16 protein-coding genes and 1 riboswitch are annotated in these 17,742 nt (G+C 63.9%); of the genes, 10 read left to right on the forward strand and 6 right to left on the reverse strand.

Annotated elements, in window-relative coordinates:
• The first annotated feature begins 1 nt into the window (after position 1).
• Genes JT360_RS09835 through JT360_RS09860 form a run of 6 tightly spaced genes read left to right on the forward strand, consistent with a single transcriptional unit; the run spans position 2 to position 7,399 of the window.
• A complete protein-coding gene (locus JT360_RS09835; RefSeq protein WP_214471326.1) occupies positions 2-1,120 on the forward strand; it encodes an ABC transporter ATP-binding protein in 1,119 nt (372 codons plus the stop codon).
• A complete protein-coding gene (locus tag JT360_RS09840; RefSeq protein ID WP_214471327.1) occupies positions 1,117-2,241 on the forward strand; it encodes an ABC transporter ATP-binding protein in 1,125 nt (374 codons plus the stop codon). The genes JT360_RS09835 and JT360_RS09840 overlap by 4 nt, the downstream gene beginning before the upstream one ends.
• Positions 2,241-3,794, forward strand: a complete 1,554-nt coding sequence (locus tag JT360_RS09845) for an FGGY-family carbohydrate kinase (protein ID WP_214471328.1) — start codon at positions 2,241-2,243, stop codon at positions 3,792-3,794. The genes JT360_RS09840 and JT360_RS09845 overlap by 1 nt, the downstream gene beginning before the upstream one ends.
• Positions 3,795-3,804: 10 nt before the next feature.
• A complete protein-coding gene (locus tag JT360_RS09850) occupies positions 3,805-4,845 on the forward strand; it encodes a 2-hydroxyacid dehydrogenase (protein ID WP_214471329.1) in 1,041 nt (346 codons plus the stop codon).
• Positions 4,846-4,891: 46 nt separating this feature from the next.
• Positions 4,892-6,409 carry a glycerol-3-phosphate dehydrogenase gene (locus JT360_RS09855; protein WP_214471330.1) on the forward strand — a complete coding sequence of 506 codons (1,518 nt, stop codon included), beginning with the start codon at positions 4,892-4,894 and terminating at the stop codon, positions 6,407-6,409.
• A gap of 48 nt (positions 6,410-6,457) precedes the next feature.
• Positions 6,458-7,399: a sugar phosphate isomerase/epimerase family protein gene (locus JT360_RS09860; RefSeq protein ID WP_214471393.1), complete on the forward strand. Its 942-nt coding sequence runs from the start codon at positions 6,458-6,460 to the stop codon at positions 7,397-7,399.
• 56 nt (positions 7,400-7,455) lie between these two features.
• Here the strand turns inward: JT360_RS09860 and fba are convergent, their stop codons facing one another.
• Positions 7,456-8,520: a class II fructose-bisphosphate aldolase gene (gene fba / locus JT360_RS09865; RefSeq protein WP_214471331.1), complete on the reverse strand. Its 1,065-nt coding sequence runs from the start codon at positions 8,518-8,520 to the stop codon at positions 7,456-7,458.
• A gap of 272 nt (positions 8,521-8,792) precedes the next feature.
• On the opposite strand from fba, the gene JT360_RS09870 reads away from it, so the two are divergent.
• From JT360_RS09870 to derI, 3 genes are read left to right on the forward strand one after another with little or no spacing between them, the layout of a single operon-like run.
• Positions 8,793-9,563, forward strand: a complete 771-nt coding sequence (locus tag JT360_RS09870; RefSeq protein ID WP_214471332.1) for a DeoR/GlpR family DNA-binding transcription regulator — start codon at positions 8,793-8,795, stop codon at positions 9,561-9,563.
• Between the two features lie 48 nt (positions 9,564-9,611).
• Positions 9,612-10,370 carry a triose-phosphate isomerase gene (locus JT360_RS09875; protein ID WP_214471333.1) on the forward strand — a complete coding sequence of 253 codons (759 nt, stop codon included), beginning with the start codon at positions 9,612-9,614 and terminating at the stop codon, positions 10,368-10,370.
• Between the two features lie 25 nt (positions 10,371-10,395).
• Positions 10,396-10,839, forward strand: a complete 444-nt coding sequence (derI, locus tag JT360_RS09880) for a D-erythrulose-4-phosphate isomerase (protein ID WP_214471334.1) — start codon at positions 10,396-10,398, stop codon at positions 10,837-10,839.
• An 80-nt stretch (positions 10,840-10,919) separates the two neighbouring features.
• Here the strand turns inward: derI and JT360_RS09885 are convergent, their stop codons facing one another.
• On the reverse strand, positions 10,920-11,642 hold the full coding sequence (locus JT360_RS09885; RefSeq protein ID WP_250888694.1) for a FadR/GntR family transcriptional regulator: 723 nt from the start codon (positions 11,640-11,642) through the stop codon (positions 10,920-10,922).
• A 253-nt stretch (positions 11,643-11,895) separates the two neighbouring features.
• Here JT360_RS09885 and JT360_RS09890 point away from each other — a divergent pair, with 253 nt between their 5' ends.
• Positions 11,896-13,821, forward strand: a complete 1,926-nt coding sequence (locus JT360_RS09890) for an autotransporter outer membrane beta-barrel domain-containing protein (RefSeq protein ID WP_214471336.1) — start codon at positions 11,896-11,898, stop codon at positions 13,819-13,821.
• Here the strand turns inward: JT360_RS09890 and dhaL are convergent.
• The 4 genes from dhaL to JT360_RS09910 form a co-directional block, all read right to left on the reverse strand.
• On the reverse strand, positions 13,816-14,460 hold the full coding sequence (dhaL, locus tag JT360_RS09895; RefSeq protein WP_214471337.1) for a dihydroxyacetone kinase subunit DhaL: 645 nt from the start codon (positions 14,458-14,460) through the stop codon (positions 13,816-13,818). The two genes, JT360_RS09890 and dhaL, sit on opposite strands and share 6 nt — an antisense overlap.
• 15 nt (positions 14,461-14,475) lie before the next feature.
• The gene (locus tag JT360_RS09900; RefSeq protein WP_214471338.1) at positions 14,476-15,483 is read right to left on the reverse strand and encodes a dihydroxyacetone kinase subunit DhaK; all 1,008 of its coding nucleotides are present in this window, start codon (positions 15,481-15,483) and stop codon (positions 14,476-14,478) included.
• A 180-nt stretch (positions 15,484-15,663) separates the two neighbouring features.
• A complete protein-coding gene (locus tag JT360_RS09905; RefSeq protein ID WP_214471339.1) occupies positions 15,664-16,137 on the reverse strand; it encodes a 6,7-dimethyl-8-ribityllumazine synthase in 474 nt (157 codons plus the stop codon).
• Positions 16,138-16,214: 77 nt separating this feature from the next.
• Positions 16,215-16,418: riboswitch (FMN riboswitch) on the reverse strand.
• Between the two features lie 100 nt (positions 16,419-16,518).
• A complete protein-coding gene (locus tag JT360_RS09910; RefSeq protein WP_214471340.1) occupies positions 16,519-17,694 on the reverse strand; it encodes an MFS transporter in 1,176 nt (391 codons plus the stop codon).
• Positions 17,695-17,742: the final 48 nt, after the last annotated feature.

Genomic DNA, 17,742 nt, shown 5'->3' on the forward strand with positions numbered 1-17,742 from the left:
AATGGCCAGCCTCGAACTCAGAAAAATCGTCAAGCGCTACAAGAGCCAGACCGTCCTCGACAATCTGTCGCTGACGGTCGCCGATGGCGAAACCCTGGTGCTGTTCGGACCCTCGGGCGCCGGCAAGACGGTGCTGCTGCGTCTTGTCGCCGGCGTCATCGACCCGGATGAAGGCAAGATCCTCATTGGCGGCGACGACATGACCGATGTCGACGCGGAATTCCGCGGCGTCGGCATGGCGTTCCAGAATTTCGCCCTGTTTCCGCATATGAGCGCGTTCGACAATATCGCCACGCCGCTGCAGGCCAAGCGGTCCTCGCAAGGCGCCATCAAGGCCGGCGTCGAGAGCGTCGCCAAGCTGTTGAAGATCGCCCATGTGCTCTCGCACAAGCCGCGCGCGCTCTCCAACGGCCAGAAACAGCGCACGGCACTTGCCCGCGCTTTGGTCGGCTCGCCGCCGCTACTGCTGCTCGACGATCCCTTGCGCAATGTCGACGCCAAGCTGCGCTTCGAGATGCGGCTCGAACTGCCGCGGCTGCTCGCCGATCGTGGCGCCACCGTCGTCTACGTTACCCAGGACTACAAGGAAGCAATGGCGCTTGGCGACCGCATCGCGGTGATGGCGCAAGGCGTCATCAGGCAGCTCGGCACGCCCGAGCAGATCTATCGCGAGCCGGCCAACATCGAGATCGCGCGGCTGTTCGGCGATCCCACCATCAACCTGCTCGACGTCAAGCCCGCGCGGGATGCCAGGGGGATTTATGTCGGTCTGTCGAATGTGCAAGTCTATCTCCCCGATGCTCCCGGGACCGCGGTTGGCCGCGATTGCATCATCGGGCTCAGGCCGGAGGCACTGCATTTCGTTGATGAAAACGAGCCTGGCGCCATTCCGGTGACGGTCGAGGCCGAGACGCCGCTCAACGAAAAGATCGTTACGCTGGTGCGCACCGTGCGCGGCCGCGAGATCCTGGTCTCGCGCCCGGCCGGGACGCCGGGCCGCAGCGAGGGCAAGGCCCATATCGCCGTCGACGGCAAGAGCGCCTTGCTGTTCGACCATGCGAGCGGCGAGCGCATCGGCTCCAAGAATGTCCTCAATTTGCGCAGCGGAGAAGCGGCATGAGCCCGAGCGCACTCACCATTTCCGGCGTCGACAAGTTCTATGGCCCGATCGACAGGGGCGTTCAGGCCGTCAAGAAGCTGACGATAGAGATCGGCAAGGGCGAGATCGTGGCGCTCCTCGGTTCGTCCGGCTGCGGCAAGACCTCGACGCTGCGCATGATCGCCGGCTTCGAAGAAGTCTCGCGCGGCACGATCTCGGTCGGCGGCCGGCAGGTGCACACCTTGCCGCCGGTCAAGCGCAATGTAGCGATGGCCTTCGAGGGCTATTCGCTCTATCCGCCGCTGACCGTTCGCGAGAACATGGCCTTCGCGCTCAAGGCGGCGAGGCTGCCGAAGAGCGAAGTCGAGGCCAAGGTCGCCAGCATCGCCAAGCTGCTCGAGATCGAGGACATACTGGAGCGCCATCCCAGTTCCATTTCAGGCGGCCAGCAGCAGCGTGCCAGCCTTGGCCGGGCGTTGATCCGCGAGGCCGACCTGCATCTTCTGGACGAGCCGATGGGGCAGCTCGAACCGCAGCTTCGCGCCGTGCTGCGCGGCCGCATCAAGCACTTCATCAAGGAGCGCGGCCTGACCGCGATCCTGGTCACCCACGACCAGACCGAGGCGAACGCACTTGCCGACCGCATCGCGGTCATGGAAGGCGGCGTGCTGCAGCAGTTCGACACGCCAGACCGGATCAAGGAACGCCCGGCGAACCTGTTCACCGGCACCTTTGTCGGCGAGCCGCCGATGAACGTTTTCGAGGCCTATGTCGGCTCCGCCGCCGGCAAGATCAATCTCAGACTGCCCGACGGCCTGTCCCTCGACTACGACAAGGATGCCTTCAGCGCTCCTGTTCGCGATCAGTTGCTCAGCCGCGAACGGGTCGTCATCGGCATCAGGCCCTACGCCGTGCGCCGCTCGAAGGAGGGCGTTCCGGCCAGGGTTTCGGCCAACCAATGGCTCGGCGACCAGACCCATATCGCCGCCGACTTCGCCGGCGGCTCGCTGGTCCTGGTCGAGCATGACCGCACCCGCCTCGACCTTGGCGCGCCGATCAACGTCAGCATCGATCCGAAAAACCTGCATGTCTTCGATCAGGCGAGCGGCGAGGCGATTTCGCACGGCATGGAGCTTGCTTGATGCGTGACATACTGATCGGCATCGACGCCGGCACCTCTGTCATCAAGTCCATCGCCTTCGACACGGCGGGCCGGCAGATCGCCGCCGCCGCGCTGCCGAACCACTATGAGACGCTGCCGGGCGGCGGCGCCGAACAGGACCTGACGCAGACATGGGCCGACGCCGCCACGACCCTGCGCCAGCTCGCCGACAAGGTGCCTGATCTCGCCAGCCGGACCGTGGCGATCTCGGTCACCGGGCAAGGCGACGGCACCTGGCTGATCGACGCCAAGGGCGAGCCGGTGGCGAAGGGCTGGCTCTGGCTCGACGCGCGCGCGGCGGCAATCGTCGAGGAGATCCGCGCGCGACCCGAGGACCGGCTTCGCTTCGAAAAGACCGGCAGCGGGCTTGCCGCTTGCCAGCAGGGTTCGCAATTCGTGTTCATGAAGCGCACCATGCCCGAAATGCTTGGCAAGGCGGCGACCGCGTTCCACTGCAAGGACTGGCTCTATTTCAAGCTGACCGGAGAACGTGCCACCGATCCGTCCGAGGGAACTTTCACCTTCGGCGACTTTCACACCCGCGACTACAGCGACGACGTGCTCGATGTGCTCGGCGTCGCCGATCTCAGGCATCTGCTGCCGCCGATCGTCGATGGCACCAGGCTCAGCACCGGGTTGTCGCGGGCGGCTGCCGACGCCACCGGGATGCTGGCCGGCACGCCAGTGGTGCTCGGCTATGTCGACGTCGTCTGCACCGCACTCGGCGCCGGCCTGCTCGACCGCAAGCGCAAGCCCGGCTGCTCGATCATCGGGTCCACCGGCATGCATATGCGGCTGGCCGAGACCCCGGACGATGTGCAGCTCAACGAAGCTGCGACCGGCTATACGATGGCGATGCCGGCGCCCGGCGTGTTTGCACAGATGCAGTCGAATTTGGCGGCGACGCTCAACATCGACTGGGTGCTCGGGCTCGCCTCCGGCATTCTCGCCTCGCAGGGCATTTCGCGCAGCAATGGCGAGATGATCGCGCTGGTCGATGCCTGGATCGCGGCAGCGCAGCCCGCCTCGCTGCTCTATCAGCCTTATGTGTCGGAGGCGGGTGAGCGGGGACCGTTCGTCGATGCCAACGCAAGGGCGGGCTTCGTCGGCATTTCCTCGCGGCACGGCTATGCGGACCTCGTCCGTGCCGTCTTCGAGGGGTTGGCCTTCGCCGCGCGCGACTGCTACGCCGCCATGGGGCCGCTGCCGCGCGAGGTCCGCCTCACCGGCGGCGCCGCCAGAAGCCCGGCCCTGCGCAAGATCCTCGGTGCCGCGTTGGGCGCCGATATACGCACCAGCGCGCGCGAGGAGGCGGGTGCCGCGGGCGCGGCGATGATCGCCGCTGTCTGCGTCGGTCTGTACCCGTCCATGGACGCGTGCGTCGGCGAATGGGTGACGCCGCTGCTCGGCGATGCCGAGCCGAGCGACCGCATCCTCGCCGCGATCTACGAGAAGATGACCCCATCCTACATGTTGGCGCACCAGGCATTGCGGCCGGTCTGGCGCGCCATGGCTTCAGTGCAGGCAAATTGAGAAGTCGAGTATGCGCAGGAAAATAGCGATCATCGGCGACAACTTCATGCTTCCGGAGGTGTTTCGCGCCAAAATCGAGAAGGTCGCGAGCGGCGACCTCGATATCAGGACATTGCAGACGGCCTGGCCCGACGAGCCGATGGAATTCGGCGATCCGGCGCTCGGCCTCGACAAGGTCAAGGAATATTTCGGCCACCCCGACGAGGTCGTCGATTTCATCGGCGATGCCGAGATACTGGTCACTCAGCTCGCGCCGCTGTCGGAGGGCATGATGGGCCGCCTGCCGGCGCTCAAGCTTGTCGCGGTTTCTCGCGGCGGTCCGATCAACATCGACATGGCCGCGGCGCGAGCCCACGGCATCACAGTGGTCAATGTGCCCGGCCGCAACGCGACCGCCGTGGCCGAATTCACCATCGGCGCCATCCTTGCCGAGACGCGGCTGATCCGGGTCGGCCACGAGGCCTTGCGCAAGGGGGAATGGCGCGGCGATCTCTATCGCGCCGACCGCACCGGCCGCGAACTCGGCGAAATGACCGTCGGCGTCGTCGGCTATGGCAATATCGGCACGAAGGTGGTCCGGCTGCTGCGTGCCTTCGGCTGCCACGTCCTGGTCAGCGATCCCTATGTGCAGTTGAGCGCGGAGGATCGCAATGCTGGCGTCGAACTGGTTGGGCTCGACGATCTCCTATCCCGCTCCGACGTGGTCACGCTGCATTCGCGGGTGACCGAGGAGACGCGCGGCCTGATCGGTAAGGACACCATTGCGCGGATGAAGCCCGGCGTGGTCTTCGTCAACACGGCGCGCGGGCCGCTGGTCGACTATGACGCGCTCTATGAGGCGCTGGTTTCAGGACAGATTGCCAGCGCCATGCTGGAGACGTTCGCGGTCGAGCCGGTGCCATCGGATTGGCCCCTGCTGCAGCTTCCCAACGTGACGCTGACGCCGCATATCGCCGGCGCCTCGGTGCGCACCGTGACCTATGCCGCCGAGCAGGCCGCCGAAGAGGTGCGCCGCTACATCGCCGGCTTGCCTCCGGTCAATCCATGCTGAGGGTGGCGGCCATGGCAGACCAATCCGGCATCGAGGCCCAGGCGGGATGAGCGGCGGCACCGAAATCGTCGACCTCTTTGTCGTCGGCGGCGGCGTCAACGGCGCCGGCATCGCGCGCGATGCCGCGGGGCGTGGCCTTTCCGTCATCTTGTGCGAAAAGGACGATCTTGCCGAAGGCACCAGCTCCCGCTCGGGCAAACTCGTCCATGGCGGCCTGCGCTACCTCGAATATTACGAGTTCCGGCTGGTGCGCGAGGCGCTGATCGAGCGCGAGGTGCTCCTGGAATCGGCGCCCCACATCATCTGGCCGATGCGCTTCGTCCTTCCGCACAGCCCCGATGACCGGCCGGCCTGGCTGGTACGGTTAGGCCTGTTCCTCTACGACCATCTCGGCGGCCGCAAGCGGCTGCCACCGACCCGCACGCTCGACCTGCGCACGGCGCCCGAAGGCGCGCCGATCAAGGACGCGTTCAGGCGCGGCTTCGAATATTCCGACTGCTGGGTCGACGATGCGCGCCTCGTCGTCATCAACGCGCTCGACGCCGCCGAGCGCGGGGCGAAGGTTTTCACCCGCACCGCTTGCACCGCTGCCCGCCGCGAGAACGGCCTGTGGGTTGTCGAGATGCGAGACGGCAGGAACGGCGCCAGGACGATGGTTCGGGCGCGCGCCCTGGTCAATGCCGCCGGCCCCTGGGTCAACGACATCGTCAACCGCGTTGCCGGCCAGAACTCGAGGCGCAATGTCCGCCTGGTCAAAGGCAGCCATATCGTCGTGCCCAAATTCTGGGAAGGGCGGCAGGCCTATCTCGTCCAGAACAGCGACAAGCGTGTGATCTTCATCAATCCCTATCAGAACGATCTCGCTTTGATCGGCACCACCGACATTCCCTATGAGGGGCGGCCCGAGGACGTGACGGCGGATGAGAGCGAGATCGATTACCTGATCAGGGTGGTCAACCGCTATTTCAAGCGCGGCCTTGCGCGCGGCGATGTGATCTATTCGTTCTCCGGCGTCAGGCCGCTCTATGACGACAATGCCGACAATCCGAGTGCAGTAACCCGCGACTACATTTTCGAACTCGACGCGCCGGACGCGCAGGCGCCGCTGCTCTCCGTCTTCGGCGGCAAGATCACCACCTTCCGCAAGCTGGCCGAACATGCGCTGGACAGGATCGCGCCTTTCTTTCCCCGGATGGGCAAGCCGTGGACAGCGAAGGCGCACCTGCCCGGCGGCGACATCGCCAATGCCGATTTCGAGCAGTTTCTCGGCGACCTCGGACGTGAGTATCCGTGGATGCCGGCATCCTTGGTCAAGCATTACGGCCGGCTTTACGGCACCAGGACACGTCTTCTGGTCGGTGCCGCCGGATCGCTCGCCGGATTGGGGCGATGCTTCGGCAAGGATTTCTTCGAGCGCGAGGCCAATTATCTCTTCGAACAGGAGTGGGCGGCAACCCCAGCCGACATCCTCGAGCGGCGTACCAAGCATGGCCTGCATCTGTCGGCCGAGGAGAGGGCGGCCTTCGAGCATTGGTGCGCGAACCGGCTGGCGAGGGCAGGCTGATGGCGGTCATCGCCAATGTCCCGCGACAGCGCTGAGAGGACCGCGACCGTGGCGTTCACGCTCTCCCTCAACACCAATCCGCTGGTCAACCGCTTCGCCGAGCCGGACGATCTGATCGACACGATTGCTTATGGAATCGGCATCCGGGACGTGCAGCTCACGCACGAATTCATCAATCCGGGCTGGCCGGCGGCGACGATCGTCAAATTCGTCCGCCTGTTCCGCAACGCGCTCGCCCGCACCGGCGTGCGCGTGACTTCAGGCATGACCGGCCCCTACGGCCGGCTCAACCATTTCGGCCATCCCGACGCCGATGTGCGCCGCTACTATGTCGACTGGTTCAAGACCTTCGCCGACATCTCCGCCGAGCTTGGCGCCAGCGGCATGGGCACCCAATTCGCCATCTTCACCCATCGCGACTTCGACGATCCGGAGCGCCGCGCGCGGCTGTTCGACATTGCGCTGGAATGCTGGCGCGAGGTCGCCGAACACGCCCGTGCGGCCGGGCTGAGCTACTTGTTCTGGGAACCGATGTCGGTCGGCCGCGAATTCGGACACACCATCGAAAACTGCCGGCAGCTGCAAGGCGCGATCGACGCCGCCGGCCTGGCCATTCCGCTGGAGATGATGGTCGATATCGACCATGGCGACGTCACGTCCAGCAATCCGGCCGACATCGATCCCTATGCCTGGGCCGAGGCCTTTCCCAAGAAATCGCCGATCATCCATATCAAGCAGTCGTCGATGAACAAGGGCGGACATTGGCCGTTCACATCGGCTTACAACAAGGACGGCCGTATCACGCCTGAAAAGCTGCTGGAGACGGTGCGGCGCGGCGGCGGCACCGACAACGAGATCTGCCTCGAACTGTCGTTCCGCGAGCGCGAGCCAGTCGACCATCAGGTCGTTGCCATGATCCGCGAGTCCGTCGACTATTGGGCGCCGTTCATCGAGACGGGCAGGGCAGGGATTTCACCAAAGGCCGAATGAAATCGGGCAGGAGCCGATGCAACTCCTGCCCGTTGAACGCGACCGGGTGAACCGCTCTATCCGAATTTCGGATCGAGACTGCCCGACTTGTAGCGCTTGGCCATTTCGGAGACCGGCAGCGGCTTGATCTTCGGCGCATTGCCGGCGGTGCCAAACTGTTCGAACCGCTCCCTGCAGAGCTTGCGCATGGCAGCCATGGCCGGCGTCAGGTACTTGCGCGGATCGAACTCGCTTGGGTTCTCGGTCAGCACCTTGCGGATGGCGCCGGTCAGCGCCATGCGGTTGTCGGTATCGATGTTGATCTTGCGCACGCCGTGCTTGATGCCGCGCTGGATCTCCTCCACCGGCACGCCCCAGGTCGGCTTCATCTGGCCGCCATATTTGTTGATGATCTCCTGCAGATCCTCCGGCACCGAGGACGAGCCGTGCATGACCAGATGCATGTTGGGCAGCCGCCGATGGATCTCCTCGATGACGTTCATGGCCAGCACCGCGCCGTCCGGTTTGCGCGAGAATTTGTAGGCGCCGTGGCTGGTGCCCATGGCAACCGCCAGCGCATCGACATGGGTGTCCTTGACGAACTCGACCGCCTGCACCGGATCCGTCAGAAGCTGGTCGTGGCTGATCGCACCTTCGACGCCGTGGCCGTCTTCCTGTTCGCCGCCGCCGCTCTCCAGCGAACCCAGCACGCCGATCTCGCCTTCCACCGACACGCCGCCCCAATGCGCCATGTCGACGACGCGCTTGGTGATGCCGGAATTGTAAGCGTAATCGGCCGGCGACTTGCCGTCTTCCTTGAGCGAGCCGTCCATCATCACCGAGGTGAAGCCATGCTGGATCGCGGTGACGCAGGTTGCTTCGTTGTTGCCATGGTCGAGATGCATGCAGACCGGGATGTCGGGGTGGATTTCGACCAGCGCGTCGATCAGCTTGGCCAGCACCACGTCATTGGCATAGGCGCGTGCCCCGCGGCTCGCTTGCAGGATGACGGGCGATTTGGTCTCTTCCGCCGCCTCCATGATGGCGAGGCCCTGTTCCATGTTGTTCATGTTGAAGGCCGGCACGCCGTAGCCGTATTCGGCGGCGTGATCGAGCAATTGTCTCAATGTGATGCGAGCCAACGAATAGTCTCCCGTATCTGGTTTCAAACCTGTGGTTGCGGACTGTCCGCGCATCGTCCAGCCCACCGATGCTTCTGGCCGGATTTCGGCGCAACCGCAACCGCCAGAGCCCGTCCAGGCAGCAATTCTTGTTACAGCGCAGCGATCAAAGCCAACGAAATGTCCCAAAAAATCATCCCATTATCACAAAAATACTGATACTTTTGCGACGATAGCTGTTATACTTAGGGTGCAATCAAGGGCCACGGTTCGGCGTTGGCGGGTCGGCGGCAATGAAGAGCGATATCCGGCGGCAAGGCATTATGGACTTTCTGGTGGACGCCGGCGGGGCGAGCGTCGACGATCTTGCCGTGCGTTTTGGCGTCTCCAGGATGACCGTGCACCGCGACCTCGACGAACTCGAGGAAAGCGGTTTTTTGCGCAAGGTGCGCGGCGGCGCCTCGATCCAGCCGAGCAGTCTGTTTGAAAGCGATTTCCGCTACCGGCAGAAGCAGGCGACCGAGGAAAAGCAGCGCCTTGCGGCAGCCGCGATGGCCATGATCGAACCCGGCCAGACTGTGATCATCGATGACGGTTCGACGGCGGGCGGCATTGCGCGCCATCTCGCCGAGCTGCGGCCGCTGACGGTGATCTCCAACAATCTGGCCGTCATCCAGGAGCTGGCTGGCGCCGGTGGGATCAACCTGATCGCGCTCGGCGGTCAATACAGCAAGAAGTTCCACGGCTTCTTCGGCCTGCTGGCCGAGGCTTCGCTCAAATCGCTGCGCGCCGACGTCGCCTTCCTGTCCTCATCCGCCATCCATGGCGCTGCCGCCTTCCACCAGGACCAGGAGGTGGTGCAGACCAAACGGCTGATGATGGCGGCGGCAACCCGCAAATATCTGCTGGTCGATCATGGCAAATTCGGCCGCACGGCGCTGCACTTCCTGACAGATCTCAGGGCATTCGACACCGTCTTCACCGGCCGCGCGCCCGAGCCGGGGATGCGCGCCGCGCTGGATGCCGCCGGCGTTTCGCTGACGGTGATCGACAAGGGAGCATGATCCCGAAAATCGGGAGTTCGTGGTCAACAAAGGTAAGGAGCAGTACGCGTGGTTTACTGGGTCGGTACAAGCTGGAAGATGAACAAGACGCTCGCCGAGGCGCTGGATTTCGTAGAGCGCCTCGCTGGATTCATCCCAGGCTTCGATGACCGCATCCAGCCCTTCGTCATCCCGCCTTTCACGGCGGTGCGCGAAGTCAAGCAGGCGCTGTCGGCAACGCGCATCAAGGTTGGCGCTCAGAACATGCATTGGGCCGATGCCGGCGCCTGGACCGGCGAGATTTCGCCCCCGATGCTGACCGACTGCGGGCTCGATCTTGTCGAACTCGGCCACAGCGAACGGCGCGAGCATTTTGGCGAGACCGACCGCATGGTCGGCCTGAAGACTGCGGCAGCCGTGAAGCACGGATTGGTACCGCTGATCTGCGTCGGCGAGACGCTGGCCGAGCGCGAAAGCGGCGGGGCCGATGCCGTGCTGACCAGCCAGGTCGAGGGTGCGCTGCAATTCCTCGAAGGCGAGGCGAAGGGCGCAAAGATCCTGTTCGCCTACGAACCGGTCTGGGCGATCGGCGACAAGGGCATTCCGGCCAGTTCCGACTACGCCGACAAACAGCAGGGACTGATCAAGAAGGTGGCCGGCAGCCGGCTGCCGTCCGTGCCGCCGGTGCTCTATGGCGGCAGCGTCAATTCCGGCAACGCCGCCGAGCTGATCGGCCAGCCCAATATCGACGGGCTCTTCATCGGCCGCTCCGCCTGGCAGGCGGATGGCTACATCGACATCCTCGGCCGCGCCTCGGCGGCGATCTGATTAATCGAACAGGAAGGACACGACCATGAAAATAGCCATTGGAGCCGACAGCGCCGGCAAGCCGCTGCTCGATGTCATCGCAGCCCATCTGGCAACGAAGCCCGGCCTTGCCGTCAGCGATCTCAGCCAGGCCGGCTACTATGCCGACCTGTCGCAAAAACTCGCCCAGACCATCGTCGACGGCGAGAATGATCGCGGCATCCTGTTCTGCGGCACCGGCATCGGCGTCTCGATCTCGGCCAACAAGGTGCCCGGCATCCGGGCGGCACTCACCCACGACACCTATTCGGCCGAGCGCGCGGCGAAATCCAACAATGCACAGATCATCACCATGGGCGCCCGCGTCATTGGCCCGGAACTGGCCAAGGCGATCGTCGATACGTGGCTCGCCTCCGAGTTCGACGAAAAAGGTCCCTCGGCCGGCAATGTCCAGGCGATCAACAGGCTCGACGCGGCGAAACCCGCATGATCCGCGCAAGCAAGCCGGCGGCATAGGCTGGCAGGTTCGATTCCTGGCGTAGCGGCGCCGAGCATGCCGTGATGCCGGCTCTATTTCTGCCTGCCAAGCCTTGTCGCGAGGGAACGCCGCACGTCCTCTTCCGCCCCGTCGAGCAGGTCGATCAGCACCTTGCTGGTGGCCGCCGGGTCGCGCTTTTCGATATTCTCGACGATCTGCCGGTGCAGGCCGAGCGAGTGGCGCTGACCGGCCGGATTGTCATCCGAAAGCCGGAAGCTGATCAGCAGCGCGGTTTCGATCAAAGCAGCGAGCGAACCGATCAGCTCGTTGCCCGACATATGCAGGATCGCCTGGTGGAAAGCCAGATCGGGTACGGCGAAGCGCTCGCCGTCATCACCGGCACGTTCCATCTCTTCGAGGATTGACCGCAATTCGGCGATCTGCTCCGGACTGGCGCGCTCCGCCGCCAGTGCGCCAGCCGTCGGTTCGATCGCGCGGCGAAGCTCGAACAGGGAACGCGCCTCCTCGGCCGTCGTCCGCGAGCCGAAGCGCCATTGCAGCACGTCGGGGTCGAGGAAATTCCAATCCTTGCGCGGCCGCACCCTGGTCCCGGTCCGGGGCCGCATTTCCACCATGCCCTTGCCCGCCAGGACCTTGACGACCTCGCGCAGGCCGGTGCGGCTCGCGCCATAGGAGGCGCTCCAAACGTCGCCGTTCGGCAGCTGATCGCCCGGAATCAGTTCGCCGCGCACGATGCTGAGACCGATTTCGTTGAGCAGCCTGGCGTGAAGGCCGGAATGGGACGAGCCAGCCATGCGCGACCTCATCCGGGGTAGGGCGGCTGAATTCTTCATACTATTCTCATTATTCATACGATTGTCACGTGCCCACCCTAGTGAGCACATCGTTGAACTCTCCGCCAGAGCGATCGACGAACCACAGCGCAGATAGCACCCGAAGAGCCATAAAACCTCAAATCTTGCCATCGCCGACGGCCGCCACCGTCGTTGGTCGATGTCGTGCGCGTCGAGCCGTCGATCATAAACAGCAAAAGGAACGCGTCAGAAAATGTCTCCCAAGATGATTGATCACGCCAGCAAAGCCACCCTGAAGGGAACGGCTTGCCTTCCGAAAACCATAACCTCCTGCATCTTCCTGTCCAGCGCGCTTGCCATGACATCGGTGCCGGCGCTTGCCGTCGAGCCCTGGATCATGGTCGAGAAGACGACCTTCACCGGCGACGCGATATCCTCAAAACAGCAGGGCGTGACCACGGACGGGACGAACTGGTACTTCTCCGGCACCAATATTCTCTCGCGCACGGACAGGAACTATAATCCGTCCCTGACCGTCTCGCCTGCCATTCCCGACGGTCTCAAGCTTCCGTCGCAATATTCCGACATCGGGCTGAACCACATCGGCGACATCGATTATGCCGACGGGCTTCTCTATATCTCACTGGATTCGAGCAAGCGTGACCCGGTCACCGGGGGCAAGTACGAGAACCCGGTTTTCGCGGTGTATCGCGCGAGTGACCTGAGCTTCACCGGCCAGGCCTTTTCACTCAATCCGCCTCACGGCATCCATGACATTGCCAGCTGGGTAGCTGTCGATGCCAAGAACGGCCTCGGTTACGGCATGGCCTATGAGAACGCGACGGAATTGACCGTCTACAATCTGTCGGACTGGAGCTTCAAGGAATACATCCCGCTGACGCAAACCATCGACCAGGCCCAGGGCGGCAAGCTCCTCAACGGCTGGATGTATTTTTCGACCGATAATGACGAGAAGATCATCTACCGGGCGAACCTCAAGACCGGCGAAGTCGAGAATCTCGGCAACCTGAAGATCGACCGCGAGCAGGAAGTCGAAGGTCTTTCCTTCAACCAGACGAAGGATGGCTGGTCGATGTACATCCTCAATCGGGAAGCCCTGGAGGGAAACCCTGACCAAGAGGCGGTTGGCTTCTATCGTTATCTGCGACCTTACGGAAACGCGCTCTCCGGCGAGATCCACGCCGATATCAATGGCGCGCTTGTCGAGGACAGCCGTTTCGGGCGGGATGCCGCGAACAGCCGAATTCGCTCCGCCTTCGACGCGGTCTCCGCACCGGTTCTGACAACCGCCAGCATCGACGCAGGCGGCGTGCACGCCGCGCCCGCCACCGCCGACGGCATCGTGATCTGGAGCGAGGCACTGGCGATGACGGGCGACGCGAACGCCTCCGGCGATGCCGCTGCCTTTGGCCGCAATACCGCCGGGTTCATCGGTGGTGCCGACGCACCTGTCGGAAGCTGGCGGCTTGGCGTGCTCGGCGGTTACAGCCATTCGAGCTTCGATGTCACCGACCGCGCTTCATCCGGCTCGAGCGACAATTATAATCTCGGCATCTATGCCGGTACGCAGTGGGGCGCGCTCGGCTTTCGCACCGGCGCGATCTATGGCTGGCATGACATCGAGACCAGGCGCAGCGTCGTCTTCCCTGCCTTCAGCGAACAGCTCTCCGCCGACTATGATGCCGCGACGGCGCAGGCTTTCAGCGAACTGGCCTACCGGTTCGATATCGGCCGCAATGCCTTCGAACCCTTCGCCAACCTCGCCTATGTCCATCTGACCACCGATGGCTTCGCCGAGACCGGCGGCGCGACTTCGGCGCTGACGGCACAGAAGATGACGACCGAAAACACCTTCTCGACATTTGGCGTTCGCGCTTCGACCCAATTCGACACGGGTGCGACCAAGGCCGCCCTGCACGGCATGCTGGGCTGGCAGCACGCCTATGGTGACATCGGTCCGAGCTCCGATCTGGCCTTCAATACCGGAGCCTCCTTTACCATCTCTGGCGTGCCGATCGCCAGGGATGCGCTGGCGGTCGAAGCGGGCTTCGATGTTTCCCTGTCATCCAATGCCACACTCGGTGCGTCCTATTCCGGCCAGATCGCCAAGGACACCCAGGGGCATGCCTTCAAGGTCAGCTTCGATTTGAAGCTATAGAGCCGACCCCAGGCTCTTGCGCATCGCGCCGATGACGGTGACGGCCGATGCGGCACCTGGATCGACGTGGCCAAGCGACCGCTCGCCCAGCCGGGCCGAGCGGCCCTTGGCCGCGATCATGTCCTTGGTCGCTTCCGCGCCACGCTCGGCGGCGGCAAGGGCGGCCCCAAGGCTCTCAGCCAGGGTCTTGCCGGCGACACTGGCTGCGGCGGCTGCTTCGGCCGCCGGCTGCCAGGCATCGACCATCGTCTTTTCGCCAGGTTCGGCCTTGCCGCGATCTCTGATACCCTGTGCCATCGCCTGGAACAGGGCAATGAATTCCGCGCCCGCCAGTGTCGCCTTGCCCTTGACCGCGGCGGCGGCACGCATGAAGGCCGTGGCATAGAGCGGGCCTGACGAGGCGCCGACGGCATTGAGGAACGATTTCGCCGCCGTGTTGAGCAGCGCCGTCGGCTCAGTCGCGGCCAGATCGAGCGGCGCCAGCGCGTCGCGCACGGCGTTGAAGCCGAGCGCCATGGCAATGCCGTGGTCGGCATCGCCAATAACGCCGTCCAGTTGGCAGAGCCGGTCCTTGTCGGCCTCGATCGCGACGGCGATTTCATCGAACATTCTTTTCAGGTCAGCGGCATCGATTGTCACAGGATCGCTCTTTCGTCAGCCGGCGCGGAACATGGCGCAGTCGCAGGGATGGTCGAGCATGGTCTGCAGCTCGCCATCGAGATGCATCAACGTCACCGAGGCGCCGGCCATTTCCAGGGATGTGCAGTAATTGCCGACCCAGGTCGCGTGGATGGAAACGCCGATTGCGTCGAGCCTCTGCTTGACCCGGCGGTTCATGATGTAGAGCTCCATCAGCGGCGTTGAGCCGAGCGAGTTGACCAGCACGGCGACTTTGTCGCCACGCGACGGCGCCATCTCGGCGAATATTTTGTCCAGCATCTCGTCAGTGATCTCGTCGGCCGTCCCGAGCTTGCCGCGCGCGATGCCGGGTTCGCCATGGATGCCCATGCCGATCTCCATCTCGTCAGCGCCGATCTCGAAATTCGGCCGCCGGGTCTGCGGCAGCGAGCAGGGCGACAGCGCGACGCCCATGGTGAAGGTGTGGTCATTGGCCTTGCGCGCGACGCGCTCGCATTCGTCGAAGGAGAGCATCCGGTCGCAGGCGGCACCGGCTGCCTTGAAGATGAAGAAATTGCCGGCGACGCCGCGCCGCTTGTGCCGCTGGTCGCGCGGTGCCGAGGCGACGTCGTCGGTGGTCAGCACTGTGCGCACCTCGACGTCGTCCATCGCCGCCATCTCGGCCGCCATGTCGAAATTCATCACGTCGCCGGCATAGTTGCCGTACATGAACAGGACGCCGGCGCCGCCGCTTACCGCCTTGGCGCATTCGAGGATCGGATCGGGTGGCGGCGAGGCAAAGACGTTGCCGATTGCCGCCGCGTCCGCCAATCCCTTGCCGACAAAGCCGAGAAAGGTCGGCTCGTGGCCCGAGCCGCCGCCGATCACCAGCCCGACCTTGCCGGGCCGCGGCCCGTCGCGGGCGATAATCGAGCGCGGGCTGCCGTCCGCGCTCCTGAGGTGGCGAGGATGCGCGGCGAGGATCCCTTCGAGCATCTCGTCGACGGAGCGATTACCGTCATTGATGATCTTCTTGGTCTGCACCGGCATTCTCCCGAACTCGATATTTTCCCTGAAACGCGTCGCGCTGAAAACGAATTCGCGCGACGCGTTTCAGGTCTTTGTTTTATGCATGTCGTTATCCCAAAACCGCTGCGCACTTTTGGGCGATATGCATCCGATACTACCGGCTGTTACCGCGATTTCCACCCGGCTGGGAATATTTCATGCCGCGAGTTTCTCACGAGCCGCGAGAATGTCCACGCAGGCCTTGGCCGCCTCTTTGCCCTTGACGGTGAAGTGCTCGAAGAAGAAGCGATGGTGCTCGGCGCTGTCGTGGTAATTGTGCGGCGTGAGCACCGCCGAAAGCACCGGCACTCCGGTCGACAGTTGCACGTTCATCATGCCATCGATGACGGCGCTGGCGACGAACTCATGCCGGTAGATCCCGCCATCGACGACGAACGCCGTGCCGAGGATCGCCGCATAGCGGTCGGTCTGGGCCAGGGTCTTGGCATGCAGGGGGATTTCGTAGGCGCCGGGCACATCGAAGACATCGACGGCGAAGCGGTCGCCGCCGATGTCAGCCAGTTCGGCCTCGAAAGCTCTTACGCACTGGTCGACGATATCGGCGTGCCAGCGCGCCCTGATAACGGCGATGCGGATTGTCTCGTAGTCTTTGTGGGAATGCTGATTCATGGGTCCATCCTTCCGTTTCGAACCAGAATCAGGACGCACGATACGGGATCCGGCCCGCCGAGGCGGTCCGTCTTCCGTTTCGTTCTCTTCCATCCGGACTGTGACCGTCGGCTCCGGAATCACACCGGATCTGCTGACCCTTCCGATTGTGTCGGAAAGCGCTCGCGGGCTTGGGCCTGCCGCATGACCCCGAAAACCGGAACCGGTTTTCGGAAAGGTGTCATGCGCACTTAAGGTGCCTTACCGCCGGTGGGGACTTTCACCCCGCCCTGAGAACATTAACGGGGTTTGTATGGAAGGGCAGGGTATTGCTGTCAACCACAGGGGGGGCGGTGGCCAATCATGTTCTGTCGCCTGGAGCAATTGCGTGAAAGAACCGCCTTATTGCGTGCGCCATGCCGCCGCTGAGGCGGCAACCAGCATCAGCAGCGCCGCGACCATAGCGCAGATGTCAAAACCGAAGCTGGAATAGAGCGGCCCGAAGCCGGTGGTGCCGACAAAGACCGCCAGATAGGTCACCGCGCTGTTCAGGCCCATGATCGTGCCGCGCCGCGAGGGATCGAGCGCCGAGAGGCGCATCACCAGGACATTCAGTCCGAAATGATTGGCAAGCCCCCACACCGCCACCATGGCGAGCGTCAGTCCAAAACTGTTGCTCGTTAGGGCAATGGCGACGTAGACGGCGGCGACGAGCAGATAGGCGAACGGCATGACGCGCCGCGCCCCCAGCCGATCGATCACGCCGTCGAGGAGAGCAGCCGCGCCGAAGCCGATGCCGTAGGCGAGCGCGGCCCACCCATTGGCGCTCACCGGTTTGCCCAGTCCGCTGTGAAGGTGATCACCGAGATAGCCATAGACACCGTAGAAGGCGGTCATGAAGGCCGCGCAGGCGACGAGAAGCGGCACAATGCCGGGAATACCCAGCGCGGCCAGCGGCGTTGGCGCCGGGCCGCTCTTCCTGATGTCGCTCAGAGACGTCATGGTAAGACTGGCCAGCGCAAGCATCGCAAGCACCGCGACGGCGGCAAAGACGGCGCGCCAATGCACGAGGTCGGCAAGCACGGCCGACAGCGAAACGCCGGCCACCATGCTGAGCGTCCATCCGGTCAGCACGACGCCGATCGTCCCGCTTTCACGGCCGGGCGCTGCAATGGCCGCGGAACTGGCGTAGATCGCCGGCATGGCGACGCCCGCAGCAATGCCGGCCAGCAGTTGCGCCGCGACAAGCATGATCACCGTCGGTGCGGCCGCGCTGGCCACCAGGGCTATGGCGAGCAACAGCAATGCCCCCTGAAGCATCCGGCGGGCGCCGAGCCTGTCGATGTAGCGGGCCAGGAACAGGGCGCTTGCAGAGGTCCCAAGACCGAACGCCGCCGCCGCAATCATCACGACCGGCACGCTTGTTCCGAACGAGGAGGCGACAGCCGGTGCTATCGGGCCCAGCACTAGCGAGTTCGAGCCGATCACGGCGATGCAGCCGGTCAGCAGATAGGCAAGCGCCGGGATCGGCGTCCGGGCACTTGCTGGCAATGATGCAGTTTGATCAGCGTTCGACATATCGTTATAATGGCCGTATTTTATTCAGCGGCAATTGGGAGATTTCGC

This window comes from Mesorhizobium sp. dw_380, from assembly GCF_018588885.1.
Taxonomy (GTDB): domain Bacteria; phylum Pseudomonadota; class Alphaproteobacteria; order Rhizobiales; family Rhizobiaceae; genus Mesorhizobium.

What these genes read in the sequence shown, in the direction of transcription:
- JT360_RS09835 (WP_214471326.1), top strand. Translation starts at nt 2, where the DNA reads ATGGCCAGCCTCGAACTCAGAAAAATCGTCAAGCGCTACAAGAGCCAG.
- JT360_RS09840 (WP_214471327.1), top strand. Translation starts at nt 1,117, where the DNA reads ATGAGCCCGAGCGCACTCACCATTTCCGGCGTCGACAAGTTCTATGGC.
- JT360_RS09845 (WP_214471328.1), top strand. Translation starts at nt 2,241, where the DNA reads ATGCGTGACATACTGATCGGCATCGACGCCGGCACCTCTGTCATCAAG.
- JT360_RS09850 (WP_214471329.1), top strand. Translation starts at nt 3,805, where the DNA reads ATGCGCAGGAAAATAGCGATCATCGGCGACAACTTCATGCTTCCGGAG.
- JT360_RS09855 (WP_214471330.1), top strand. Translation starts at nt 4,892, where the DNA reads ATGAGCGGCGGCACCGAAATCGTCGACCTCTTTGTCGTCGGCGGCGGC.
- JT360_RS09870 (WP_214471332.1), top strand. Translation starts at nt 8,793, where the DNA reads ATGAAGAGCGATATCCGGCGGCAAGGCATTATGGACTTTCTGGTGGAC.
- derI (WP_214471334.1), top strand. Translation starts at nt 10,396, where the DNA reads ATGAAAATAGCCATTGGAGCCGACAGCGCCGGCAAGCCGCTGCTCGAT.
- JT360_RS09885 (WP_250888694.1), bottom strand. Translation starts at nt 11,642, where the DNA reads ATGGCTGGCTCGTCCCATTCCGGCCTTCACGCCAGGCTGCTCAACGAA.
- JT360_RS09890 (WP_214471336.1), top strand. Translation starts at nt 11,896, where the DNA reads ATGTCTCCCAAGATGATTGATCACGCCAGCAAAGCCACCCTGAAGGGA.
- JT360_RS09905 (WP_214471339.1), bottom strand. Translation starts at nt 16,137, where the DNA reads ATGAATCAGCATTCCCACAAAGACTACGAGACAATCCGCATCGCCGTT.
- JT360_RS09910 (WP_214471340.1), bottom strand. Translation starts at nt 17,694, where the DNA reads ATGTCGAACGCTGATCAAACTGCATCATTGCCAGCAAGTGCCCGGACG.